Genomic DNA, 24,337 nt, shown 5'->3' on the forward strand with positions numbered 1-24,337 from the left:
CGGGAGACTAACAAAGGACGATGTGAGTCACGGGTTCGAACACATGGCTACTCGATCCGTTCTCCCGGAGCGATACTCGCTCGAGAACCTCCAGAAGGTCGTTCGGAATCCCAGGCTCCTCCGGAAGGAACTGTTCACGCTCGGTCTGCGGATCAACTCGCGGGCGGCCCGGTTTCGAAACGAGCACCGGGGAACCGACGACGGAATCGACGTGATGGACGCCGACTGGGACAACCTGCTCATCCTCGACGGCTGTCGGCACGATATGTTCGCCGCCCAGTCGGACCTGGAGGGGACGCTCTCCCGGAAACGATCCCGAGGCAGCGACAGCTGGGAGTTCATGGAGGCGAACTTCGCGGGAAAGGACCTCCACGACACGGTGTACGTCACCGCCAATCCCCACGTCTACGAACTCGAGGGCGACGTGTTTCACGCGGTCGTCGACCTCCTGGATCGGCGCTGGGACGAGGACGCACGGACCGTCCGGCCGGACGCGGTCGTCGAGGAGGCGATCGCCGCCCGCGATCGGTTCCCCGACAAGCGGCTCATCGTCCACTTCATGCAGCCCCACTTCCCGTTTCTCGGCCCGACCGGGGAACGGTTCTCGCACAAGGGTCTCGAGCACCACCTGGACGACGACGAGCGCTCGAGCGCGCCCAACCCCTGGTTCGGACTCATCCACGACCAGGATATCGACGCCGAGACGGTCGTAGCCGCCTACCGGGAGAACCTCGATATCGTCCTGCCCCACGTCGAGTCACTCCTCGAGGCGCTCGACGGAAAGAGCGTGGTGACCGCCGACCACGGAAACCTGATCGGCGAGCGGGGCGTTCCCGTGCCGATCCGGCTGTACGGCCACCCGCGCGGACTCCACGTCGATCAGTTGCTGACCGTTCCGTGGCTCAAGGTCGACGGCGCCACGCGCCGGGAGGTCGTCTCGGAACCGCCGGTCGCGGCCGACGACGCGACGGATGCCGACGACGACGCGGTCGAGGATCGGTTGAGCGCGCTCGGCTACGTCTAGTCGCGGCCGGACGCCGTCGAAGCGACCCGTCCGCCGCTCGGATAGACGTTCGCTGCGAGGAACAAACGTCCCTCGGTGGCTCCCGTCGTACCGATCTATCCTTTATCAAAAATATCTCCACAACTTCAATCATAATTATACATTTGGTCATGGTACAATGATATTCTGTTTGTTTTATTCAATAATTAAGAGAAGACTTATATAGGAAACGGAGAATTACAGCATCGTATGGCACGCGATCCTGCAGTATCGGATGATGGTGTATCCAGCGGTGCGAACCCCGAGAGAGCGGATTACGGGGATAATAACACGTTACTTGACCGTCGCTCGTACCTGAAATTGGCGGGGGCAACGACGGCCGCGGCGACCGCAGTGACCGCAGCGACCGGCGCTGCGAGCGCGGCCGACTACGACGTGATTCGGGCCCAGGGACAGACGATCAACATCGGCAGCGGAGAAACGTTCGAGAACAAACTGATCGATCTCACGACCGGCAGCAGCGTGCTGTTGATGGTCAACGGAGCGAACTCGACGATTCGGAACGTCGGCTTCAAAGGCCTCCACCGGGGCGACGGGTTCATGATCTCGATCAACGCCGGCCGCGGCGACGTGCTCGTCGAAAACGTCTATCTCGGCGACGGGTCGACGAAGGAAGGTGCGGATTTCGTTCACGGGCCCGGCGCGGTCTTCATGCATCGGAACAACAACGCCGACGTGACGTTCCGCCGCTGTAACGTACAGGGGTGGCCGAACAACGCCTTCTACTGTTCGAACACCGCCCACGGCGGCAGCGCCCGATTCGAGTACTGTTTCGGCAAGAACAACGGCGTTTCGACGTACCGCGTCGCGAGCGGAAACGACGCGATCATCGGTTGCGTCGCGTACAACGATAACACCGACTACGGGCAGGGCTACGGCGGCTACGGCGAGACGAACGGCCGCCCCGTCTGGGTCTGGAACGGCGGCACCGTGACGATCCGCGACTCGAACTTCTCCGACGGCCCGTACCCGTACGCGCTGGTCGCCGGCGCGAACAACTCGCCCGGCCGCGCCAATTTCGAGAGCGGCGGCTACAGCGGCAACATCCGTCGGGGCGCCGGCTCGACCGTCACCGTCGGCAGCGCCGTCTCGAGCGCTCCGGATCTCTCGATTCCCGACGGCGTTCCCACGTCGGCCGAGGCGGCGGCCTCGGGCGGCGAGCGGCGAACCCGCGGCGATCACGAGAACCTCCAGCACACCTACGAGTTCGTCGCCGAAGGCGAGAGCGAGCCGACCGACTACTACTTCGAGGTCGAAGAAGGGCCGATCGAGCCTTCGTCGTACAACGGCGCGACGATCGAACCGGAGTACACGTGGGTCAACGACGACGGCACGCGCGCCGCGGGCCGCGTCGTCGACGGCCGCCACGCCTGGGAGTTCGATTCGCCGCTCGTCGACGTCACCGTCGACGGTCCGGCTACCCCCCTCGTCAACGACCGACAGTCGAATCTCGACCGCTACCCGCGTTCGGGCGCGGCCGGCGACGACTGGAAGGGAGACATGCCGTGGCACGCTACAGACAGCGGATCGTCGGACGAGCCCGACGGCGGGAGCGACGGAACCGACGGCAGCAACGACGAGACCACGGACGACAGCACCGACACCGACGAGAGCACCGACGGCGAACGCGAGTTCGAACACACCTACGAGTTCGTCGCCGAAGGCGAGAGCGAACCGACCGACTACTACTTCGAGGTCGAGGAGGGGCCCATCGAACCCTCCACGTACAACGGCGCGACGGTCGAGGAGTCCCGCATGTGGGTCAGCGACGACGGCACGCGTGCCGCGGGTCGCGTCGCCGACGGCCGCCACGCCTGGGCGTTCGACTCGCTGCTCGTCGACGTCACCGTCGACGGCCCGGCCGAGCCGCTCGTCGACGACCGACAGTCGAACCTCGATCGATACCCGCAGTCGGGTGCGACCGGCGACGGCTGGAAGGGCGACATGCCGTGGCACCACTCGTTCGAACACACCTACGAGTTCGTCGCTGAGGGCGAGAGCGAACCGACCGACTACTACTTCGAAGTCGAAGAAGGGCCGATCGAGCCCTCCACGTACAACGGTGCGACGGTCGAGGAATCCCGCATGTGGGTCAGCGACGACGGGACGCGCGCTGCGGGTCGCGTCGTCGACGGCCGCCACGCCTGGGAGTTCGACTCGCTGCTCGTCGACGTCACCGTCGACGGCCCGGCCGAGCCGCTCGTCGACGACCGACCGTCGTATCTCGGCCGCTATCCGCTTTCGGGCGCGACCGGCGACGGCTGGAAGGGCGACATGCCGTGGCACGCCGCTGACGACCCCGTGCACACGCTGTTGATCGACGGCGTCGGTATCATCGGTAAGACCAGCTACGACTTCCGCGTCAGCGGCGACGCCGAACCGACGAACTACCAGGGCGCGTCGATCAACGACGACACGTCGATCGTCGACGGGCGCGTGAGCGGTTCGCTGCGGGGCTGGCGCGACGCCTTCGAGTTCAGCGGCGACCTCGAGTCGCTCACGATCAACGGCTCGGCCCGCGTCTACCTCGACGACGAGCGGGTCGACCCCAACGAGTACGGCGAGGAACTCGACCACGTCCTCACGATCGTCAGCAACGGCTCGCCCGCGAGCTACGAGGTGAGCGTCGACGGACGGATCGCGGCGATCGCCGGCGACGACTCGAGCGAGGCGGCCTCGATTCGGGACGGACGGACGGCCGTCGGCTCGATCGACGCCGGCTACCACCGGTTCCGCTACTCGGGATCGGTGACGGATCTCGCGTTCGACGAGGGGACGGCGTTCGTCTACGCCGATCAGGACCGAATCACCCCCGACGACTACTGAACCGAGCCGCTGAGAATCGGCCGCCCGAACCGCGGGCGGCCTGTGCTAGAACGATTCCGTTTTTTCCGCCCGAACCACCGCTTTCACGACGTCCGTCGCCCGTTTGACGGCGGCGCCGCTCTCGACGAACACGAGCGTTCGCGGCGGCCGCGTCGCTTTCGGACGAACGCGTAACTCGAGGTCCTGGGCCGCCTCGGCCGCGACCTCCTGTCCCGTCTCGAACTCGAGTCGGGCCCTGTCCTCGTGGACGAAAACGCGCGCGATCCGTTCGGCGTCGTCCGAGCGAGGGGGCGCGAGCGCCACGTCGTAGGCGCGCGCACCGTCGGTCGTCGGCTCGACGTCGCGGTCGGCGTTCGCGACCTCGATCGACGCGAGTTCGTCGTCCTCGCGGCCGTCGAGTTCGGAGGCGAGCAGTTCGGCGATCCGGCGACCGTCGGTGATCCGCTCCTCGACCATACCCTCCGATCGGTCGGCCGGGAACTAACGCCCTTCGGCTTCCGCGTCGGCGAGGGCCTCCCGCGCGACGGGGACCAGTTCGCTCACGTCGACGCCCTCTCGCCGGGCGTAGACGACCGCGGCGGCCTCGATGGTCAGACCGAGGTCGTCCTGTAGTTGGTTGATGGCGCCGACCGCCTCGTGTTTCTCCATCCCCTCGGCGACGAGCGCGTCGAGGACGCGTTCGAACGCCGAGCGCTCCTGTAAGAGTTCCTCGTCGGGAACGAACTCGTCGGGGACGGTCACCTCGCCGGGATCGAACGTGGCCTCGAGGGCGTCGTCGGTGCGCTCGAGGAGACCGTCCTGAGTGGCGACGTCGATCAGGCGTTTCGACTGGTCGGGCGAGAACCAGTCGCGGTCGAGCGAGAGCGCGACCACGAACTCGTTTTCCTGGAGGCGCCGGGTGCCGTTCTGGATGAACGGGGCGGCGACCGCGACGCGAAGGCTCATGGAATGAGGTCGCCGGAACGACGAGATAACGGTGGCGGTTCCGCGCCGCCGTCGCGGACGCGGGGGACGGCGTCAGTCGTCAGTCCGAGGCGCGCCCGCTCCCGCCGTTGCGATCGGCTCGAGACGGCGGCGGGAACTCGGCGGCGGCCGGTTCCGGCGTCTCCGGCAGGACGCAGCGCTCGGGTTCCTGGTTGACGTGTCGGTAGCGATCGGGGGCGTTCGCGAGCGGGTGGGCCGGGTTCTGTCCGCTGTCGATGCGCGCGGCCCTGACCTCGCCGAACCCGGTGAGACGGGCCTGGATACCGCGCCAGTGGTTGCGCGACGCGGGCGGGATCGAGACCGGACGCGGCGGTTTGCCGTCCGGATGGTTCGTCGCGAGGATGGTGCTGTTGACGTTGCTGGCCAACGAGTCGTGGTCCACGAGCACGCCGACGCAGGCGTCTCGCGGCGCGCGAGCGGCGAGGACGTCGAGACCGAGGTGGAGCGCCCGATACTCGGCGACGTTGTTGTCCGGAGGCGCGTCCGCGGTCGCGACGCGGGCGACGCGGGTGCCGTCGCGCGTTTCGATGACAGCGCCCAGTCCGCCGCCGGACTCCCGGAAGGAGCCGTCGGTGGCGACGTAGAAGTCCCGGTGATGGGTTCGCGGGGGGTGGGCGATGTGCGGTGTGGGCGACTCGTCGAACAGGTCCCGCAGGTTGGACCGGCCGTGAGCGGCCATACGAACGACTAAGCCGCTCGCCAACTTAACTATTCTGTCCGCGATAACAAATGCCACACATCGAGCTACCGAGTGCTACTGTGCCGAACAGCGGTACGATCCGTTTACTAATGCGTTCCGACGGATACTAGCGGAGAGACTTCCAGCAGCGGTGAGAGTCATCGACGACCGACCGTCATCGATCGCTATTTGTGTCACCATACCTATGTGTTTTCGAACGGTATGTGGGGACATGGCACGGGAAGTAAAGGGACGGGCGACGCGGCGGTCGTTCCTGATGACAACGGGTGCAGCGTCAGCGGTGGCGGTCGCCGGCTGTCTCGGCGGTGAGGGGCCGGACGACGACGAGTTCGTGATCACGCTCTCGCAGTTTCCGGACACCGTCGACCCCATCGACCACATCACGGGCGACTACTTCGACGTCTTCGATCACGTCTACGAACCCCTGTTCGACATTCAACCGGGCGAGGCGCCCGAGTCGCGGGTCGTCGAAGACTGGGAGCACGGCGACGGCGCCGCCGAGTTGCGTCTCCGCGACGACGTACAGTTCCACGACGGCCAGGACCTGACCGCCGAAGACGTCGCGTTCACCCTCGAGCGCCAGATCGATCCGGAGGTCGGTCCCGCCTCCTCGCAGGTCGCCGGGTTGGGATCGATCGAGGGGGCCGAGGCGGTCGACGACTCGACCGTTCGGTTCGAGTACTCGGGAGCGGCCGCGCTCGCCGAGTACGAGTTCGGGAACTACGCGCGAGCGATGAGCCGCGAGTGGACGGACGACCAGGAGAGCGCCGAGAGCGGCGAGATCGTCGGCGACTCGGCGGACGTCTTCAACGGGACCGGCCCCTACGAGGTCGTCGACTTCACGCCGGACACCGAAATCGTCCTCGAGCCGTTCGACGACTACTGGGGCGACGAGCCGCCGTTCGAGCGGCTCGTGTTCAACGCCGACGAGGAGTCCAGCGGCCGCGTCGCCGCGCTCGAGACCGGGGAGAGCGATCTCACTATCAACGTCCTGCCGGAGGACGTCCAGACGGTTCAGGACACCGAGGACGCCGAGGTCCGGACGGTGACGAGCTTCCGGAACATCTTCTGCCCGATGAAAAACGAGGCGGAGCCCTTCGACAGTCAAGAATTCCGGCAGGCGATGAACTACGCCGTCGACAACGAGGGCGTCATCGACGACGTCCTCAGCGGCTTCGGGGAACCGATGAGCCAGCCGGTCCCGCCGGGCGTCAACGGCTACAACCCCGACCTCGACCCGTACCCCTACGATCCCGACGAGGCCGAGAGCCTCGTCGAGGAGAGCGGCTACGGCGGGGCGGAGATCGAACTGGTCGCCCCGCAGGGACGGTACCTGAACGACGCCGACGTCGCCCAGACCGTCGCCGACCAGATCGACCAGCTCGAGAACGTCTCCTGTGACGTCGACGTCGTCGACTTCGGAGTCGTCTCCGACGCGAACTCGGCGGGGATGGACGACTACGAGATCCCCTTCTTCATGATCGGCTGGGGGGTCATCACCGGCGACACCGACTACGGCGTCTCCGGGTTCTTCCAGGAGGGCGGCGGCGTCCAGACGTTCCGCGACGAGGAACTCGATCAGGCGATCGAGGAGAGCAAGGAGATCGACGATCCCGAAGAGCGCGAGCAACAGCTACAGGCGGTCAACGAGCTGGCCCGGGAGAAGGCGCCGTGGATCTTCCTCCACTTACAGGAGAGCATCTACGGCGTCCGCCAGGACGTCCAGTGGGAGCCCCGCGAGGACGAGACCATCTGGGCCTGGGAGATGAGCCAGTAGATCGACGCCCGGTCGGCGTACGGCGTCCGACCGAACTGCCCCCGTAGGGGGCGAACGACGTAACCATCAGATGGCACTCGGAAAATTCCTGGTGAAACGGCTCCTTCAGGGCGTGTTCGTCGTCTGGGGAGTCGTCACCGTCATGTTCACGTTGCGGGCCGTCTCGCCGGGCGATCCGGCGAACCTGATCGTCGGCGAGGCCGCCGACCCGCACCTCCGCGAACAGGTCAGACAACAGTACGGACTGAACGAACCGATATACGTCCAGTACGCCGACTACCTGCGAGGGATCGTCGTCGGCGACTTCGGCTACTCCTTCCAGTCGGGTCGACAGGTCGAGGCGATGGTGATCGAACGGGTCCCGGCGACCCTCGAGTTGGCGGTCGCGGCGACGATCATCGCGATCCTCATCGCGGTGCCGTTGGGCGTGATCAGCGCGTCCCGCCGGAACGAACCCGCCGACTACGGGGCGACGATGTTCTCGCTGCTCGGGATCTCGACGCCGAACTTCTGGCTGGGCTTGATGTTGATCCTGCTGCTCGCCGTGCAGCTCGGGCTGTTCCCGACCGGTCGGCGGCCGGTCGGTCTCGCGGAGGCCCTGACGGCCCTGGCGACGACCGGTTACGCCACCGGACTCGTCGTGTGGCTCAAACACATCATCCTGCCGGCGATCACGCTGGGGACGTACTTCACGGCCCTGATCACGCGACTGACGCGCAGCGGGATGCTCGACGAACTCGGCAAGCCGTACGTCGACGCGACCGAGGCGAAGGGGCTGCCGGCCGCGTTGATCCGGTACAAGCACGTCCTCCGGAACACGATGATCCCGATCGTGACCGTCCTCGGCCTCCAGCTGGGGACGCTGATCGGCGGCGCGGTCATCACGGAGACGGTGTTCAGCTGGCCCGGTCTCGGCGACCGACTCATTCAGGCGCTGAACGCCCGCGACTGGCCGCTCATGCAGGGGATTATCGTCTTCATCGGCATCTCATTCGTCCTGATCAACATCGTCGTCGACGCGCTGTACGCCTCGCTCGATCCCCGGGTGATCGACGAATGATCCCCGAGCGGCTGCGATCGAACCTGAAGCGGGAGTTCGACCGGAGCCTGCTGGCGAAGCTGGGGCTGGTGCTCCTCGTCGGCGTCCTGCTCATGGCGGTGTTCGCGCCGATCATCGCGACCCACGATCCGACGCGGACCGGCTACGTCGACGAGAACGGCAACGAGTATCCGCCGCGGGGCGCGGAGTACACCACGCAGATCGGCGAGGACGGCGAGTTCGTCGAAGTCGAGGTCGAACCGAACGAAGAGCACCTCCTCGGGACGAACAACATCGGCCAGGACGTCTTCTCCCGCTTCGTCTACGGCGCGCGGACGTCGCTGCTGGTCGGACTCCTCGGAACCGGACTCGCCGTTCTCATGGGCGTCCCGTTCGGCCTGATCGCGGGCTACTACGGCGGCCGCGTCGACGACGCGATGATGCGGATCGCCGACGTCATGCTGGCGTTCCCCTCGCTGGTCCTCGCGCTCGCCTTAATCGGCGTCTTCGGCACCTCGGGGATCAGCGTTCCCGACCCGATCGTGATGGCGGGGCTGGCCGACGGGATGCCCGAGCGCACCGTCATCCCCGGAACCGTCACGATCGTCGTCGCGCTGGTCACCTGGGTCTGGTTCGCCCGCGTCGCCCGCGGCGAGGCGATGTCCGTCCGCACCGAGGAGTACGTCAAGGCGGCCAGGAGCGTCGGCGCGAGCGACCGGACGATCCTCCGCAAACACGTGCTGCCGAACAGTCTGACGCCGGTGATCGTGCTCGCGACGATTCAGGTCGCCGCGGTCGTCCTGCTCGAGAGTTCGCTCTCGTTTCTCGGCTTTTCGGGGACGACGCTCTCGTGGGGCTACGAGATCCAGCGCGGACAGGACTACCTCCGGACGCGCTGGTGGATCGCGACGATTCCGGGGATCGGGATCGTCCTGTCGGTGATCGCCGTCAACCTGTTGGGCGACTGGCTGCGCGACGCGCTCGATCCGAACATCGAAGGTGAACGAGGATGACGACACCGGACGACATACTTCGCGTTCGCGACCTCTCGACGCGGTTCTTCACGCAGGAGGGACGGATCAACGCGGTCTCGGAGCTCGACGTGCGGATCGAACGCGGCGAGGTCTTCGGGATCGTCGGCGAGAGCGGCAGCGGCAAGAGCGTCACCGCCCGCTCGATCATGGACCTGGTCGAATCGCCCGGGCGGATCACCGACGGGGAGATCTGGTTCGACGACGCCGAGCTGGCCGATGCGGTCGCCGACGATCACCCCGACGCCGTCGACGGCACGTTCGTGAACCTGCTCGAGCTCCCCGAACGCGTCCGGGACTCGCTTCGGGGCACCTCGTTCAGCATGATCTTTCAGGATCCCGAGAGCAGCTTCAATCCGACGCTGACGGTCGGCGAGCAACTCGCCGAAGCCGTCGAAGTCCAGCGCCGGGCCAGCGCGACCCCGCGGTCGACGCGGGCCCGGACCCGGGAGTACTCGCTCGCCTCGTACGCGCTCTCGACGGTGCTTCCCTCGCGGACGTACGTCACGCCGGAGAGCCGCGAGCGGGCGATCGAACTGCTCGAACTGGTCGGCATCCCGGACCCGGTCGAGCGGGCCGACGAGTACCCCCACGAGTACTCCGGCGGAATGCTCCAGCGGGCGATGATCGCCCAGGCGCTGGCCGGCGAACCCGACGTCTTGATCGCCGACGAACCGACGACCGCGCTGGACGTCACCATCCAGGCCCAGATCCTCGACCTGCTCGACGACCTGCAGGCCGAAACCGGCATGACCATCCTGCTGATCACCCACAACCTCGGCGTCATCGCCCGGATGTGCGACCGGATCGGCGTGATGTACGCCGGCGAGATCGTCGAGCGGGGGACCCTCGCGGACGTCTTCGACGACCACGTCCATCCGTACACCGAGGGATTGCTCGGGTCGATCCCGGACCTCGAGGGCGCGCGGAGTCGCCTCGAGCCGATCCCGGGGAACGTGCCGAGCCTGCTCGCCGACGAACAGGACGATCGGTGTCGCTTCGCCGACCGCTGCCCGAAGGCCATGGAGGACTGCCTCGAGCATCCGCCGGAGTACCCGGCCGCGGGAAGCGACCACCACGAGGCGCGGTGCGTCCTCGCCGAGACGGCGTACGACGAGACGCGGGCGTTGCCCGAGGGCTACTTCGGCGAGACGGAGCGACCCGCCGCCGACAAACACGCCGGGCCGGAAGAACCCGACGAGGAACCGCCGGAAGAGCGGTCGCACCCGCCGACCGAGACGACCGGAGGTGAACACCAGTGAGCGCCGGCGACCCGCTCGTCCGCGTCGACGACCTCCGCAAGTACTTCTGGGAGCACGACTCGCTGCTCGACCGGCTGTTCGGCGACGAACCGGTCCCCGTCCGCGCCGTCGACGGCGTCAGCTTCGAGATCCACGAGGGCGAGACCCTCGGTCTGGTCGGCGAATCCGGCTGCGGCAAGTCGACGGCCGGCGAGACGATGGTGCGGCTCCAGGAGCCGACCGACGGCCGGGTCGAGTTCGACGGCGAGCCCGTCTTCGCCCTCGAGGGGGACGCCCTCGACGCGTTCCGGCGCGCGGTGCAGATCGTCTTTCAGGACCCGTTCTCGAGTCTCGATCCGCGGATGACCGTCGGCGATATCGTCAGGGAGCCACTGGACGTCCACGGCGTCGGCACCGAGGAAGAGCGGCGAGACCGCGTCCGCGGCCTCCTCGAGCGCGTCGGTCTCTCGGCCGACCAGTTCGACCGCTACCCTCACGAGTTCTCCGGCGGGCAACGCCAGCGGATCGGCATCGCCCGCGCGCTGGCCGTCGAACCCGAGTTCGTCGTGCTCGACGAACCGACCTCGGCGCTGGACGTCTCCGTCCAGGCGCAAGTGCTGAACCTGCTCGACGATCTCCAGGACGAGTTCGACCTCACCTACCTGCTGATCAGTCACGACCTCTCGGTGATTCGCCACGTCTGCGATCGCGTCGCCGTGATGTACCTCGGCGAGATCGTCGAAATCGGTCCCGTCGACGAGCTGTTCGGGGCGCCGAAACACCCCTACACGCGGGCCCTACTCGAGAGCGTTCCCAGGGCGTCGACCGACGAGCGCGAGCGCGACCGGGAGACGCTGGCCGGCGACGTGCCGTCGCCGCGAGACCCGCCCAGCGGCTGCCGGTTCCGGACCCGATGCCCGATGGTGATCCCGCCCGAAACCCTCGACATCGAGCAGGAAACCTACCGCGAACTCATGACCCTCCGCGAGCGGATCGAGCGGCGGGACGTCTCGCTCGAAGCCGTCGGAACCGACGAGCGGTTGGATATCGCCGGCGGCGGTGCGTCCGACGAGGACGTCCCCGCTGCGACCGAAGCGCTGAAGAATCGGTTACTCGAGACCGAGTTGCCGCCGCGTCACGAGGCCGTCGTGGACGAGGCGCTCGCGGAACTCGCGGCGGGCGACTGGGCGGCCGCCGCCGACCGGTTGCGGGCCGAGTACGAGAGCGTCTGCGAACGAGAGGCGCCCGACCTCGGCGACGGCTCGCATCCGGTCGCCTGTCACCTCCACGGGGCGGCCGCCGAGCGGACGGACGGCCCGAGTTCGTGGACGTGATCGACCGCGGTCGAATTGCGCGGCTCCGGCCGACCGAAATCGGTCGGTGCTATCAGTCGGTGATATCGGATACCGGCCCGCCGTCGGCGGGTTTCGGGACGGCGCGAGCGAACTGTTCAGCCGATCGTCCCTATCTGTGTTGGCAGTAGGTGTAATATGGCTGGTCGCCTTGATCGAGTATGAACGACGCGAACGCCACCCGGATGGAAGCGGCCTGCTCCCTTCTCGCCGAGTCCGAACGCCGATACCTGCTCTACCAGCTCGCCGAGAACCGCGGCGCCCACCTCGAGGACGTCGTCACCCGGATCGCCGCCTGGGAGTTCGACGTCCACCCCGTCGAGATCGACAAGGAGGATCGACAGCGGGTCTACGTCTCGCTGGTTCACAACCACCTCCCGCGACTCGCCGACTACGACATCATCGAGTACGACCTCCGCAACGGCGACATCGTCCTCGCCGACGGGTTCGACGACATCAAGCCGCTGCTCGAGCAGTTCCGGCAGACCGAGGAGGAGCCGGAGATCCGCGAACTGCCGTCGCTCTAACCCTCGAGCGTCGCGGTAACGCAGCTCGTCGTACAGCGGCCGTCCATTCCGTACAGCGTCCGATCTTTTTCGATCCCGTCCGTCGACTCCCGGTTTCGAATCGAAACGCGTAGAACCGTGCCGACGAGACGGCCGGTATGAGCCGCTTTCGAAATCTCGTTCGCTTTCTCGCGCTCGCAACCGTCTGGGGCTCCGCGTTCGTCGCGATCAGCGCCGGCCTCGACCACTTCCCGCCGGTGTTGTTCGCCGCCTTCCGGTACGATATCGCTGGCGTCCTGATGCTCGCCTACGCCGCCGTCGCGGTCGACGACTGGCGACCTCGCGGCCGCAGCGAGTGGTCGCTGGTCGCCGTTGGCGCCGTCCTGTTGATCGCGGCCTACCACGCCTTCCTCTTCGTCGGCCAGCAACACACGACGGCGGCCGCGGCCGCGATCGTCGTGAGCCTCTCGCCGGTGCTGACCACCGGGTTCGCCCGCCTGCTCGTCCCCTCGGACGCGCTCTCCCCGGTCGGCGTCGGCGGCCTCCTGGTCGGCCTGCTCGGCGTCGCGGTCGTCGCGCGCCCCGATCCCGCGAACCTGCTGTCGGTCGACGCCGTCGCGACGGGACTCGTCTTCTGTGCGGCGGCCGCCTTCGGGCTGGGCAGCGTCCTCACTCGCCGGATCGACGCCTCGCTCCCGATCGAGACCATGGAGGCCTGGTCGATGCTCGGCGGCGCCGTCCTGATGCACGGCGTCAGCCTGGCGCTCGGCGAGCCGCTCGAGCCGTCGACGTGGACCCGTCCCGAGGCGCTCGGCGCGCTGGGCTACCTGTCGCTGGTCGCCAGCGCGCTGGGTTTCCTGCTCTACTTCGATCTGCTCGAGCGGTTGGGCGCCGTCGAGATCAACATGGTCTCCTACGTCGCGCCGATCGTCGCCGCCGTCGTCGGCTGGCTCTACCTCGGGGAAGTCGTCGACGCGACGACGGCCGCCGGCTTCGGCTTCATCGCGGTCGGCTTCGTCCTCGTCAAGCGACGGGCGCTGCGCGAGGAGTTCGGACACGCGCTGGATCCGGGTCGATCTTCGAGCGAGTGAGCCGACGACCGATCGGAAACTCCCGCGACCGGCGTACGGCGCGGGTTGGGAGAGAAAACTCGAGTCGCTATCGGCTGGTCTCCCATCGATAGCGGGGCTCAGTTCAGACGCCGCTCCGAGAGGCGACTGCTCGTCGGTCGAAAACCGCGAAAAATAACGCGAACGCGTCCAGCCCGAGCCCGAGGGTGCGATTACTGGAAGCCGATCCGACTGTCGCGGCGACCCGTCGGTCCGGGGCCGCCCGATCCGCCGCCCTGGAACTCCTCTTCGATCTGCTCGTAGTAGTCCAGGATGTCGTCGGTGATCGTCGGCCGGACGTTCTCCATGGCCTGCCGGAAGTGGCGCATCTCGACGATGTCGGCCTCCTCGTCCTCGCGCAGCGCCTCGATGGCCGCCTCGCGGGCGATCGACTCGAGGTCGCTGCCGACGTAGCCGTCGGTGATCTCGGCGATCTCGCGCAGCGTGACGTCCGCGGCCAGCGGCGTGTTCTGCGTGTGGATCTCGAGGATCCGCTCGCGGCCGTCGACGTCGGGTTCGCCGATCATGACCAGCCGGTCGAACCGCCCCGAGCGCAGCAGCGCGGGGTCGATCATGTCCGGCCGGTTGGTCGCGCCGATGACCATCACGTTCTCCATCTCCTCGAGCCCGTCGAGTTCGGTCAGGAGCTGGTTGACGACCCGCTCGGAGACGTTCGAGCCGGTTTCACCGCCCCGGCCCGGCGCGAGCGCGTCGAGCTCGTCGAAGAAGATCACCGTCGGCGAGACCTGCCGCGCCTTGCGGAAGGTCTGCCGGATGGCCTTCTCCGATTCGCCGACCCACTTCGAGAGGAGCTGCGGACCGCGCACCGAGATGAAGTTCGCGTTGGTCTCGTTGGCGACCGCTTTCGCCATGAGCGTCTTCCCGGTGCCCGGCGGCCCGTACAGCAAGACGCCGGCCGGCGGATCGACGCCCAGCCGGTCGAACCGCTCGGGGTTCGAGAGGGGCCACTCGACGGACTCCTGGACCTGCTCCTTGGCGGAGTGGAGGCCGCCGACGTCGTCCCAGGAGATCTTCGGGAGTTCGACGAGCACCTCCCGCATCGCCGAGGGTTCGACCTCGTTCAAGGCGCCGCGGAAGTCCTGGCGCTTGACGATCATCCGGTCGATCAGGCTCGGCGGGATGTCCTCCTCGTCGAGATCGATCTCGGGGAGGTACCGGCGCAGGGCCTTCATCGCGGCTTCCTTGGTCAGCGACTCGATGTCGGCGCCGACGAAGCCGTGGGTCTCGTCGGCCAGGTGACCGAGGTCGACGTCGTCCGAGAGGGGCATCCCGCGGGTGTGGATCTGCAGGATCTCCTCGCGGCCGACCTCGTCCGGGACGCCGATCTCGATCTCGCGGTCGAACCGGCCCGGCCGGCGCAGCGCGGGGTCGACCGAGTCCACGCGGTTGGTCGCCGCGATGACGATGACCTGACCGCGGGACTCGAGGCCGTCCATCATGGTCAGCAGCTGGGCGACGACGCGGCGCTCGACCTCGCCGGTGACGTCCTCCCGTTTGGGCGCGATGGAGTCGAGTTCGTCGATGAAGATGATCGACGGCGACTCCTCGGTCGCGTCCTCGAAGATCTCCCGTAACTGCTGTTCGGACTCGCCGTAGTACTTGGAGATGATCTCCGGGCCCGCGATCGAGAAGAAGCTCGCGGAGGTCTCGTTGGCGACGGCCTTCGCGAGCAGCGTCTTCCCGGTGCCCGGCGGCCCGTGGAGCAGGACGCCCTGCGGGGGCTCGATGCCGAGCTTCTTGAAGATCTGCGGGTGTTTCATCGGGAGTTCGACCATCTCCCTGACCCGCTGGATCTCGCTTTGCAGGCCGCCGATGTCCTCGTAGGTGATGCCGCCGCCGGTCTTCTCGAAGCCCGAAATCGGCTCCTCGCGGAGCTCGACGTCGGTGTCCTCGGTGATGAGGACCACGCCCTCGGGTTCCGTCTCGACGGCGATGAGCGGGATCGCCTGGCCGGGCGACCGCATGAACGGATGGTTCGTCGAGGACATGACCGGGACGATGTCGCGACCGACGACCGGCCGCTTCAAGATCTGGCGTTTCACCATGCCGGCGGCGTCGGAACCGAACTGGACCGACGCTTCCTCGGGGGGCGCGAGGGTGAGCTTATCCGCCTTCGTGGCCTCCGCCTTCCGGATCGTTACGCGTTCGCCGATCCCCACGTCGGCGTTCTGACGGGTGAACCCGTCGATGCGGACCGTATCGGTGTTCCAGTCCTGCCGGTCGGCGCGCCACACCTTCGCGGCGGTGGTGTCGGCGCCTTCGATTTCGATGATGTCGCCCGGACTCAGCTTCAGATGCAACAGCGTGTCCGGGTCGAGTCGGGCGATACCACGACCCGAGTCGTTCGGGTACGCCTTCGCAACCTCCAGTTGAACTTCGTTCATGATTCGGGATGGACGGCGATGTCAGTGATTCCGCTTCGTGAGCGGATAGGTTTTTTGCTAGCCTACGTCGTTGCCTATGCTAGTTGATACCACATCTAACTGGTACGGCAGCGTACATAGATGTACCGGCATCGGTCGGTTTTGGTGGTACCGACACCGCCTCGAGAACGCGGCGCGGGACCGGTCGTCCTCCGTGGGAGTCGCACCGAGAGGATGCCTTTTTGATCGTTCCACCCGGCGACCTAGCTATGCAACTCCTCGCGTTCGACGGCCGGATGGGCGCAAGCGGCGATATGATCCTCGCCGCGCTGCTCGATGCCGGCGCCGATCCCGACGTCCTCGAGGACGTGACGGACGACCTCGCGGTGGCGTACGAAATCGACGAGACGGTCAAGTGTGGTATCTCGTCGACGACGGTCGACGTGTTCCTGACCGACGATTCGGCGGCGGATCCCGGCGGGCCCGACGGCGACGGGGGGTCCCACGGCGACGACGGCCACGGTCACGACCACGGCGATGCCGACCACGGCGATGCCGACCACGACGGGGCTGACCACCACGGTCACGACCACGGCCATACCCAAGCGCACGACCACGGCGACGACGGCCACAACCACCACCACGACCACGGCAATGACGGCCACACCCACGCCCACGACGACGCTCAGTCTGGCGGAGACGGCGTCCGCGCCGAGGGCCACGGCCCCCACCGGAGCTACCGCGAGGTCCGCGACATCGTCGCGGGGATGGACCTCGAGCCGGCGGTCGAACGCGACGCGCTCGCTATCTTCGAACTGCTCGGCGAGGCCGAAGCCAGCGTCCACGGCGAGTCCCTCGAGGAGATCCATTTCCACGAGGTAGGAGCCGACGACGCCATCGCCGACGTAGTCGGCGCCGCCCTCCTCGTCCACGACCTCGAGCCCGATCGGATCGTCACGACACCGCTCGCGACGGGCGGCGGTAGCGTCTCGATGAGCCACGGCGAGTACCCCGTCCCGACGCCGGCCGTCGTCGAGATCGCCGAGCGCGCGGACTGGTCGCTTCGCGGCGGCCCGGTCGACGCCGAACTGCTGACGCCCACCGGCGCCGCCATTCTGGGTCACTTCGCCGACGGCGTCGACTCGTTGCCGTCGCTCGATCTCCGCGGGGTCGGCTACGGCGCCGGCGGTTACGACCTCGATCCCCACCCGAACGTTCTCCGGGTCCTGATCGGCGACGCGCAGGGGGAACTCGTGAAGGACGATATCGCCGTCCTCGAGACGAACCTCGATGACGCGACGCCGGAGGTGCTGGGCGGCCTGCAGGAGACGCTGGCCAACGCGGGCGCGCGGGACGTTTCGATCGTGCCGGCGACGATGAAGAAGTCCCGTCCCGGCCACCTCGTGAAGGTGATCTGCAAGCCCGCGGATCGGGAACGGGTCGCTCGAGCGCTGGCCGAAGAGACCGGAACGCTGGGCGTCCGGGACGCCGGCGCGACCCACCGGTGGATCGCGAATCGGGCGTTCGAGACGGTGGCCCTCGAGATCGACGGCGAAACCTACGAGGTGACCGTGAAAATCGCCAGCGACGCGGACGGCGAGGTGTACGACGTGAGCGCGGAGCACGACGACGCGCTGGCGGTCGCGCGCGAGACCGACGTCCCGATCCGCGAGGTCACCCGCCGCGCGGAGCGAGCGGTGCTGGACGAACAGGGGCACTAGAAAACCGGAATCAGCGGGGCTCGGAAGCCGCATCCCGGAGCGGCGTATCCGCTCGAGCTAGTCGTCCTCCGTCTCGGTATCGATATCGATCTCGATCGATTCGTCGTCGGTCCAGTTCGACGATTGCGTGACGTCGGTCGAGCTACTGGTCACTGACGAGCTGGAGACCGTCGTCGACGAAACGGTCGACTGCGAGACGCTCGTCCCGCTCGTGCTCGTTTCGCTCGTGGACGTGACGGACGATGTCGACGTCCGAACGCCGTCTTCGGAGACCGACGTCACGGAAACCGAGACGTCATTATCGGCGTCGACGATCACTTCGATATCGGTCGCACCGGTGTCGGAATCGGTCGCGTGGATCACTGCCCCCCAGGGGAACGACTCGACGGCTGCACCGTCCGCAGTCGCTTCGTCGCCGCGTATATCCGTCGCATTGGGGGCCGTTATCGTCGATATCGAGACGGCATCGTCGGCGTCGACGATCACTTCGACGTCGGTGTCGCCGGTTTCGGCGTCGGTTTCGTGGAGTACCGTACCCCACGAGAATTCGGTTTCTGTCATGGTTTCTGATGTGTTTTCGGTCGAATCGCTGACGGGGTCGCCGGGTGCAGCGATCACCGTTGCACCCGCGGCGACGACCGCCGCTGCCGCGAGTCCGATCGTCAGCGCTATCGCGGTTCGTTGATTCATGGTTCAGTTAGCACACCGAGGCACGTTACCCGACCCCAGCGTCTCACTCGTCGGCGGATTCGGACATTAATCAATAGAACCGTTTCGTCGATATCCGTCTGCTAACCGACGGCTAACGCGACGGCATCGGTTCGCGAGACCGGCGTGGGAAACGACCCTACGGCGTGTTATTCGACGTTTTTCGCGTCCGCACGTGAGTCGAACGCGGTCCCGGATCGGAGAGCGTGTTCTCGCTGTGCTTTCTGACGCGACTAGATCGTTACTCGTGACCTATTCCGACGAACCGCCTACCGTCGGCTGCTCGGGAGCACAACTGCGGTCCGCGGCGATCCGGACGGCTAAAAATAAGTGAACGAAGCCGGGTGTCTCTAGAACAAGTCGACTTCGAACTCGTTCTCGGCTTCCTGGTCGGCGTCCTGGTCGATTTCGCCTTCGTTCTCGGCTTCAGCGACACCGATTTGCGCGTTGACGTTCGACTGGTCTAGGTTGTTCTCGGCCGTGGCGTCGCCGAACACTGCGTACGCGGCGTTACCGCCCTGCTGACCGTAGTTCGTCTGGTCGACGTCCTGGTACTGCTTCACGTCCGCGTCTGCCTTCTGGTAGAGGTCCGCGTCTTGGTCGATATCCTGATCGACGTCGTTGACCTGTGCAGCCGCACCGCCTGCGAATACGAAGCTACACGCCAGTGCGATCGCCAGCAGCATCGAGATTGCGCGTTTCATTGTTGATCAGTTAGTTAGAAGACGTCGAACTCGAACTCGTTCTCAGCTTCCTGGTCGGCGTCCTGGTCGATTTCGCCTTCGTTCTCGGCCTCGGCCTCACCGTACTGCACGTTGAGGTTCGACTGGTCTAGGTTGTTCTGGGCCGTGGCGTCGCCGTACGCTGCGTACGCGACGTTACCGCCCTGCAGACCGATGTTCTTCTGGTCGACGTCCTGGTACTGCTTCACGTCCGCGTCCGCCTTCTGATAGAGGTCCGCGTCTTGGTCGGTATCCTGATCGATGTCGTTGACCTGTGCAGCAGCTCCGCCTGCGAACACGAAGCTACACGCCAGTGCGATCGCCAGCAGCATCGAGATTGCGCGTTTCATGGTTGATCATGGGCACCCACACACGCATGGACGCTCGAGCACCACTCCATCGTGACCGATTCGCGTCGCACGGCTCGCGAATCCAGCCGTCTCGAGCGTCCAACGTGCCGTGTTGCCCAGTCGGGACAACAGCCGGGTTCCGTATTAAACCGCCCAACGGTTACGATGTATAGCCGATATTGCGAACAGTTACAATCGTTAGGACGAGTAGGAAATTTAATGAAAGGTGTGTAATATTTGTGCCGATGCGGATAGATATTCGCTACTGCCGGAATTTCCCGCAGAACTGATTCCGCGCCGTCTTCGAAATAGCTCGTGTAGATCGGCTGTAACTTTGATCGCGGCGTCGTAATAGTCTCCGGGACGGGAACAGTTCGTCAGCGTGAACGAACGTGCGCTCCTCGATACCGTCGGTTCGACGGCCTCGAGAGTCGATTGATCACCGCTCTGAGGTCGCGTAATCCGGCATCGTCGCGTGTACACGCTGCGGACTCATCGCGCGAGAATCGTTGATCCGGCAGCGGTGACGGATCGATCGGCTTCGAGACCCCGGCTCCCGTCCCCGGCGCTGATCGTCGGTGTCCCCTTCTCGGCCCGTCCGGCGAGCGTCGGACTGCATCGCGTCGGGAGGCGCCGCGATCGCCACGGCAGTCGTCGCGCGTGCCGATCGCGGCCGCCGTTGAAGCCGGCGTCTCCTCGCCATCGATGGTAACCGTTCACGTTCACTGTCGATTACCGCGCGCTGAATCTCCCCTCGATCGTGAAACGGTCATTCGATCACTACTATCGTCGGTAGTTTTGGGTTTCGTTATCGAAGAAGCTTCTCGAACCAAAGAATTTCGAACACGAGTCGGTCGTAGTGCCGTATCGCGTATCGATCCGTCGACTCCTCCGGACGGCGGCGCGTAATCGGCCGTCTGAGCGGTCGTCTGGCGGAGGTAGACGGTCGTTTCCGCGAGTAGCGGACGAGTTCTAGTTAGTAGGACGACTAATACGATTTCCAACCTGTAGATAACAAAGTCTGTCTTTGGGATAGGACCGTTCGCGTCGAATCGTTCAGCGACAAAACAAACTCACGATCGAAAATCAGAGCTACCATGACAGAGGAAGACACGAGACGCTCACGGTATACGACAGTATTGATGGCCTGTATCGTTTCCATATCGATGCTGGCCGCCGGCGCGCCAGCCGCGATGGCGGGCGGCAACGACGACGTTCAGGCCGATTCGGTTCACGCGCTCGAGGACGGCGAAGACCTCTACCTGGTCTTCGGCGCCGATCTCGACGAAACGACCCTCGAGGAGTACATCGACGCTCACGCGTCCGAGGAACTGAACGCGGACCAGATGAGCGACACCGAGGTCGTCCAGCACCAGAACGTCGACCAGGTGAACATCAACGAGCAGGGTGAGGCGGTGTCGATCGCGATCGACGGCGGCGAGGCGACCGCCATCCAGGAAGCCAACCAGCTCAACGCCAACTCCCAGACCGGCGAGGCGTCGGCCGAGAACAACGTCGTCAGCAGCCAGACGACTCAGTTCGAAGACGTCGGCACCGTTTACATGATCATGGGCGACGACGGCAGCCAGCAGTTCAACGGCTGGGGCGTCGCCACGGAGAAGGGCGACAAGAAGACCGTCACGCAGTCCGCCGAGGCCAGCGTGACCCAGACCCAGGACGTCGCGCAGGGGAACTACAACGAACAAAGCGTCGCCTTCGCCCTCGCCGCGGAGAACAGTTCGGCGACGGCCCTCCAGCAGACCGACCAGCACAACCAGAACCTGCAGGAAGGCGCCGCCAACGCGTCGAACATCTACGCCGGCCAGGGCGAGTACACCGAGCAGAGCGCGAACACCTGGCTGACCCAGCAGCAGGCCGTCGAACAGACGAACGTCAACGAACAGGGTGCCGCCGTCGCCATCGCCGTCGGCGAGAACAGCACCGCGACGGCGATCCAGGTCACCGACCAGACCAACCTCAACGAACAGACCGGTTCCGCCAACGCCGCCAACCTGCTCGCCTCGATGGGCGAGATGAACGTCGCGTCCGCCGGCGACAGCAGCGTCGTCGACACGGAGACGCCGTCCAAGAACAAGAAGGACAAGGACGACTCCCAGACCGCGACGACCAGCGTCGAGCAGGAGCAGGCCGTCGAGCAGCTCAACATCAACCTCCAGAACACGGCCGTTGCCATCGCTGTCAACGACAGCGAGGCCGAGGCCGTCCAGATGGCCACCCAGCGGAACTACAACGCACAGATCGGCACCGCCGCCGCGCTCAACGTGTACGCGTCGCCGGGCCACACGTACGACACCGAGGCGCAGACCTCGAGTACGACCGTCACCGTCGGCGGCAACGACGTCGAGAACGCGCCGGGCATGTCCTACGACTACGACACCAGCGCCGAGCAGAACAGCGACGTCACGCAGGACGCGACGGCCGCCCTCGAGCAGACCCAGTTCGTGACCCAGGAGAACGTCAACGAACAGCACTCGGCGATCGCCGTCGCCGAAGATGACGGGGACGCCGCCGCGACGCAGGTGAGCATGCAGGAGAACGAGAACGTCCAGATGTCCGCCGTCGCCGCGTCGAACGTCTGGATCGCGCCGTAACGGCGATTCCCGATCGATCGCTTTTTCTCTTCGACGACCGCGTCGCCGACGTAGCGCCTCGCGTCGAGACGACCCTGACTCGAGCCGATCGCAATCGAGACGGCGCTGACTCGAGTCGATCCTAACTGAGACGAGCGAGTCCGTCTCGACCGTCAAAAGTCGGTTAGCAGCCGCTGTTACTCGCGATCTGTATCTCCGTTCGCATCCGACGGCATCGCCGTCGCGTCGTCGCCAGTGTCGTCCGTATCGTCCTCGGTGCTGCCGGCGTCGTCGCTGTCGCCATCGGTACGGTGCTCCGAGAGCGCTTCGTCGATCGTCAACTCGCCGGCCGCGACCCGTCGAGCCAACACCTCGTCGATCGCCCGATTCTCCTCGCTTTGCTCGCGCGAGCGATCCTTGATCACCTGTAGCTCGCCGGCGGTCGGTTCGATATCCCGCGAGTCGACGACCTCCCCCTCGAGCCGAGCGATGTTGGCCGCCGCGAGGACGTCGCCCATCCCCCGCGAGCCGGTTCCGAGGTACGGCGTCGTCCCCGTCTCGTCGACGAGTTCGACCGTCACGTCCTCGAGATCGTTGACGAGTTTGGCGCTCTGGAGGCGGGCGCCGTCCCCGACGCGCACCACCGGATTGGTCGCCTCGTCGGCCTCGCGCTGGATCACGTCCACGGCGTCGGAAAGGGGCACCTGAAAGGCGGCGACGACCATCTCCCCCGCGAGGACGGCGATACCGGGTTTCCGGCCCGGATCGACGCCGATGATGGTTCGGCCGCCGTTGCCCCGGACCGCGGCCAGGGCCTGGTCGACGGCGCGTCGCGGATGGTCCGGATCGGCGACGACGGTCGTCACGGTCGCGAAGTCGTCGGCGTGGTCGGCGCCGGTGACGACCACCGTCGTCCGCTCCGGGAGTTCCTCGTCGGGCTCGACGGTCGTGAACTGGGTCCCGCGCTCCCGGAGTTCGTTGACGACGCCGTGGTACACCTCGAAATCTGCTGTGGCGACGACGATCACGCCTCGAGGTTCGTCTTCCGGAGGAATAAACGTACAGCAACCGCTCACGCGTCGTTCGACGCGCCCGTCCGCGGCTCATCGCTCGATATCGTCTCAACGTATATATCCTGACTCGGCGATTTTCAGCCACAGATGACTGTCAGCGATATCAGCTACTGCCCCTTCTGCGGATCCGCCGAAATCAAGCGGAGCGAAACGGCACATCGAGGGCCCGAAACGTACTATAACTGCCCTAACTGTGGTCGCGTCGGAACCACCGGCATCGGTCGTTCACCCGGTCGACTGAACGAGTAATCGTCTTCTCGCGAGCGCTCTCGCGTCCGATAGCGAACGCGTATCGGTCCCGCCGAAGCGTCCTTCGATCCGCCGTCGCGACTCGGCGATCGGGACCGTCTCACGTCCGCTCGAGGCCGCTCGACCGTTCGCGATCGCTCACCGGCCCGTTCCGGGGGCTTTTTGCGGGCCACCTGCCAACTCGAACCGTGAACGACGAGGCGATACCGACCGGCTGTGGCCCGGTCGACGAGTTACTCGGCGGGGGGTTCGAACGCGGAACCGTCACGCAGGTGTACGGCCCGCCCGCGGCGGGGAAGACCAACCTCGCGCTGTCGGCGGCCGTCGAGACGGCCGTCGCCGGCGGGACCGCGGTCTACGTCGACACCGAGGGCGTCTCGGTCGACCGCTTCCAGCAACTGCTCTCGGCCCGGGTCGACGACGAGGACGTCGAGGCCGTCGCCTCGCGGATCGTCATCGAGGACGCCGTCGACTTCGAGGAACAGTCCGAGGCCGTCCGGGACACCGAGGAGTTCGCCGAACGCGCGGACCTGATCGTCCTCGACAGCGCGACCGGCTTCTACCGACTCGAGCGCACCGGCGAGAGCGACGGCGGCGAGGCGCTGCGCAGCGTCGCCCGACAGGTGACCCACCTCCTCTCGTTGGCCCGCAAGCACGACCTCGCGGTGGTCCTGACGAACCAGGTCTTCGCCGATCCCGACGCCGATCGCACGCGCGCGCTCGGCGGGAACACGTTAGAGCACTGGACCGGCGTCGTCCTCCGCCTCGAGCGGTTCCGCGGCGGGAACCGACGGGCGACGCTGGAGAAACACCGCTCGAAGGCGGTCGGCGAGTCCGTCCAGTTCCGGATCACGGACCGGGGACTCGAGGGCGGCGACGAGTCGATGCGCCAGTAGCGCGAATTTTCGGTC

General features: G+C 66.2%; 20 protein-coding genes. 12 read left to right on the forward strand and 8 right to left on the reverse strand.

Features of this window, described 5'->3' with window-relative positions; translation table 11 throughout:
- The first annotated feature begins 43 nt into the window (after positions 1-43).
- Positions 44-1,024 (forward strand): alkaline phosphatase family protein, encoded by a 981-nt coding sequence (locus HTZ84_RS04720; protein ID WP_174679613.1) that lies wholly within the window; start codon positions 44-46, stop codon positions 1,022-1,024.
- Between the two features lie 228 nt (positions 1,025-1,252).
- Positions 1,253-3,889 carry a hypothetical protein gene (locus HTZ84_RS04725; RefSeq protein WP_174679614.1) on the forward strand — a complete coding sequence of 879 codons (2,637 nt, stop codon included), beginning with the start codon at positions 1,253-1,255 and terminating at the stop codon, positions 3,887-3,889.
- Positions 3,890-3,934: 45 nt separating this feature from the next.
- Here the strand turns inward: HTZ84_RS04725 and HTZ84_RS04730 are convergent, their stop codons facing one another.
- From HTZ84_RS04730 to HTZ84_RS04740, 3 genes are all read right to left on the reverse strand, one after another.
- Positions 3,935-4,345 carry a hypothetical protein gene (locus HTZ84_RS04730; RefSeq protein WP_174679615.1) on the reverse strand — a complete coding sequence of 137 codons (411 nt, stop codon included), beginning with the start codon at positions 4,343-4,345 and terminating at the stop codon, positions 3,935-3,937.
- A gap of 24 nt (positions 4,346-4,369) precedes the next feature.
- Complete coding sequence (locus HTZ84_RS04735) at positions 4,370-4,834, reverse strand: DUF2240 family protein (RefSeq protein ID WP_126661243.1); 465 nt, start codon at positions 4,832-4,834, stop codon at positions 4,370-4,372.
- A 79-nt stretch (positions 4,835-4,913) separates the two neighbouring features.
- Positions 4,914-5,552, reverse strand: coding sequence for a ribonuclease H family protein (locus HTZ84_RS04740; RefSeq protein WP_174679616.1), 639 nt, complete (start codon positions 5,550-5,552; stop codon positions 4,914-4,916).
- A gap of 232 nt (positions 5,553-5,784) precedes the next feature.
- Between HTZ84_RS04740 and HTZ84_RS04745 the strand changes: the two genes are divergently transcribed.
- The 7 genes from HTZ84_RS04745 (at position 5,785) to HTZ84_RS04775 (ending at position 13,610) form a co-directional block, all read left to right on the forward strand.
- Positions 5,785-7,350: an ABC transporter substrate-binding protein gene (locus HTZ84_RS04745; RefSeq protein ID WP_394353258.1), complete on the forward strand. Its 1,566-nt coding sequence runs from the start codon at positions 5,785-5,787 to the stop codon at positions 7,348-7,350.
- Positions 7,351-7,420: 70 nt separating this feature from the next.
- Positions 7,421-8,410 (forward strand): ABC transporter permease, encoded by a 990-nt coding sequence (locus tag HTZ84_RS04750; RefSeq protein ID WP_174679617.1) that lies wholly within the window; start codon positions 7,421-7,423, stop codon positions 8,408-8,410.
- A complete protein-coding gene (locus tag HTZ84_RS04755; RefSeq protein ID WP_174679618.1) occupies positions 8,407-9,402 on the forward strand; it encodes an ABC transporter permease in 996 nt (331 codons plus the stop codon). Before HTZ84_RS04750 ends, HTZ84_RS04755 begins: the two co-directional genes overlap by 4 nt.
- On the forward strand, positions 9,399-10,682 hold the full coding sequence (locus HTZ84_RS04760; protein WP_174679619.1) for an ABC transporter ATP-binding protein: 1,284 nt from the start codon (positions 9,399-9,401) through the stop codon (positions 10,680-10,682). The genes HTZ84_RS04755 and HTZ84_RS04760 overlap by 4 nt, the downstream gene beginning before the upstream one ends.
- On the forward strand, positions 10,679-11,995 hold the full coding sequence (locus tag HTZ84_RS04765) for an ABC transporter ATP-binding protein (protein WP_174679620.1): 1,317 nt from the start codon (positions 10,679-10,681) through the stop codon (positions 11,993-11,995). Before HTZ84_RS04760 ends, HTZ84_RS04765 begins: the two co-directional genes overlap by 4 nt.
- A gap of 179 nt (positions 11,996-12,174) precedes the next feature.
- A complete protein-coding gene (locus tag HTZ84_RS04770) occupies positions 12,175-12,540 on the forward strand; it encodes a DUF7344 domain-containing protein (protein WP_126661241.1) in 366 nt (121 codons plus the stop codon).
- A 137-nt stretch (positions 12,541-12,677) separates the two neighbouring features.
- Positions 12,678-13,610, forward strand: coding sequence for a DMT family transporter (locus tag HTZ84_RS04775; protein ID WP_174679621.1), 933 nt, complete (start codon positions 12,678-12,680; stop codon positions 13,608-13,610).
- 191 nt (positions 13,611-13,801) lie between these two features.
- Here the strand turns inward: HTZ84_RS04775 and HTZ84_RS04780 are convergent, their stop codons facing one another.
- Complete coding sequence (locus HTZ84_RS04780; protein WP_174679622.1) at positions 13,802-16,033, reverse strand: CDC48 family AAA ATPase; 2,232 nt, start codon at positions 16,031-16,033, stop codon at positions 13,802-13,804.
- A gap of 248 nt (positions 16,034-16,281) precedes the next feature.
- Here HTZ84_RS04780 and larC point away from each other — a divergent pair, with 248 nt between their 5' ends.
- Complete coding sequence (gene larC / locus HTZ84_RS04785) at positions 16,282-17,733, forward strand: nickel pincer cofactor biosynthesis protein LarC (RefSeq protein WP_174679623.1); 1,452 nt, start codon at positions 16,282-16,284, stop codon at positions 17,731-17,733.
- A 57-nt stretch (positions 17,734-17,790) separates the two neighbouring features.
- Here the strand turns inward: larC and HTZ84_RS04790 are convergent, their stop codons facing one another.
- From HTZ84_RS04790 to HTZ84_RS04800, 3 genes are all read right to left on the reverse strand, one after another.
- Complete coding sequence (locus HTZ84_RS04790; RefSeq protein WP_174679624.1) at positions 17,791-18,423, reverse strand: hypothetical protein; 633 nt, start codon at positions 18,421-18,423, stop codon at positions 17,791-17,793.
- A 368-nt stretch (positions 18,424-18,791) separates the two neighbouring features.
- The gene (locus HTZ84_RS04795; protein WP_174679625.1) at positions 18,792-19,145 is read right to left on the reverse strand and encodes a toxin transporter; all 354 of its coding nucleotides are present in this window, start codon (positions 19,143-19,145) and stop codon (positions 18,792-18,794) included.
- 14 nt (positions 19,146-19,159) lie between these two features.
- Positions 19,160-19,513 (reverse strand): toxin transporter, encoded by a 354-nt coding sequence (locus tag HTZ84_RS04800; protein WP_174679626.1) that lies wholly within the window; start codon positions 19,511-19,513, stop codon positions 19,160-19,162.
- Between the two features lie 1,166 nt (positions 19,514-20,679).
- On the opposite strand from HTZ84_RS04800, the gene HTZ84_RS04805 reads away from it, so the two are divergent.
- Positions 20,680-22,125, forward strand: a complete 1,446-nt coding sequence (locus tag HTZ84_RS04805) for a hypothetical protein (RefSeq protein WP_174679627.1) — start codon at positions 20,680-20,682, stop codon at positions 22,123-22,125.
- 176 nt (positions 22,126-22,301) lie between these two features.
- Here HTZ84_RS04805 and HTZ84_RS04810 read toward each other — a convergent pair whose 3' ends face one another.
- Complete coding sequence (locus HTZ84_RS04810) at positions 22,302-23,132, reverse strand: hypothetical protein (protein ID WP_174679628.1); 831 nt, start codon at positions 23,130-23,132, stop codon at positions 22,302-22,304.
- A 482-nt stretch (positions 23,133-23,614) separates the two neighbouring features.
- On the opposite strand from HTZ84_RS04810, the gene radB reads away from it, so the two are divergent.
- Positions 23,615-24,322 carry a DNA repair and recombination protein RadB gene (gene radB / locus HTZ84_RS04815; RefSeq protein ID WP_008894942.1) on the forward strand — a complete coding sequence of 236 codons (708 nt, stop codon included), beginning with the start codon at positions 23,615-23,617 and terminating at the stop codon, positions 24,320-24,322.
- The last annotated feature ends 15 nt before the right edge of the window (positions 24,323-24,337 follow it).

The sequence above is a fragment of the Haloterrigena gelatinilytica genome (genome assembly GCF_013342145.1).
GTDB lineage: Archaea > Halobacteriota > Halobacteria > Halobacteriales > Natrialbaceae > Haloterrigena > Haloterrigena gelatinilytica.

Excerpts from the sequence above, each read along its gene's own strand:
- HTZ84_RS04720 (WP_174679613.1), top strand. The coding sequence starts at position 44 with ATGGCTACTCGATCCGTTCTCCCGGAGCGATACTCGCTCGAGAACCTC.
- HTZ84_RS04725 (WP_174679614.1), top strand. The coding sequence starts at position 1,253 with ATGGCACGCGATCCTGCAGTATCGGATGATGGTGTATCCAGCGGTGCG.
- HTZ84_RS04730 (WP_174679615.1), bottom strand. The coding sequence starts at position 4,345 with ATGGTCGAGGAGCGGATCACCGACGGTCGCCGGATCGCCGAACTGCTC.
- HTZ84_RS04735 (WP_126661243.1), bottom strand. The coding sequence starts at position 4,834 with ATGAGCCTTCGCGTCGCGGTCGCCGCCCCGTTCATCCAGAACGGCACC.
- HTZ84_RS04740 (WP_174679616.1), bottom strand. The coding sequence starts at position 5,552 with ATGGCCGCTCACGGCCGGTCCAACCTGCGGGACCTGTTCGACGAGTCG.
- HTZ84_RS04745 (WP_394353258.1), top strand. The coding sequence starts at position 5,785 with ATGGCACGGGAAGTAAAGGGACGGGCGACGCGGCGGTCGTTCCTGATG.
- HTZ84_RS04750 (WP_174679617.1), top strand. The coding sequence starts at position 7,421 with ATGGCACTCGGAAAATTCCTGGTGAAACGGCTCCTTCAGGGCGTGTTC.
- HTZ84_RS04755 (WP_174679618.1), top strand. The coding sequence starts at position 8,407 with ATGATCCCCGAGCGGCTGCGATCGAACCTGAAGCGGGAGTTCGACCGG.
- HTZ84_RS04760 (WP_174679619.1), top strand. The coding sequence starts at position 9,399 with ATGACGACACCGGACGACATACTTCGCGTTCGCGACCTCTCGACGCGG.
- HTZ84_RS04770 (WP_126661241.1), top strand. The coding sequence starts at position 12,175 with ATGAACGACGCGAACGCCACCCGGATGGAAGCGGCCTGCTCCCTTCTC.
- HTZ84_RS04775 (WP_174679621.1), top strand. The coding sequence starts at position 12,678 with ATGAGCCGCTTTCGAAATCTCGTTCGCTTTCTCGCGCTCGCAACCGTC.
- HTZ84_RS04780 (WP_174679622.1), bottom strand. The coding sequence starts at position 16,033 with ATGAACGAAGTTCAACTGGAGGTTGCGAAGGCGTACCCGAACGACTCG.
- larC (WP_174679623.1), top strand. The coding sequence starts at position 16,282 with ATGCAACTCCTCGCGTTCGACGGCCGGATGGGCGCAAGCGGCGATATG.
- HTZ84_RS04790 (WP_174679624.1), bottom strand. The coding sequence starts at position 18,423 with ATGAATCAACGAACCGCGATAGCGCTGACGATCGGACTCGCGGCAGCG.
- HTZ84_RS04795 (WP_174679625.1), bottom strand. The coding sequence starts at position 19,145 with ATGAAACGCGCAATCTCGATGCTGCTGGCGATCGCACTGGCGTGTAGC.
- HTZ84_RS04800 (WP_174679626.1), bottom strand. The coding sequence starts at position 19,513 with ATGAAACGCGCAATCTCGATGCTGCTGGCGATCGCACTGGCGTGTAGC.
- HTZ84_RS04805 (WP_174679627.1), top strand. The coding sequence starts at position 20,680 with ATGCTGGCCGCCGGCGCGCCAGCCGCGATGGCGGGCGGCAACGACGAC.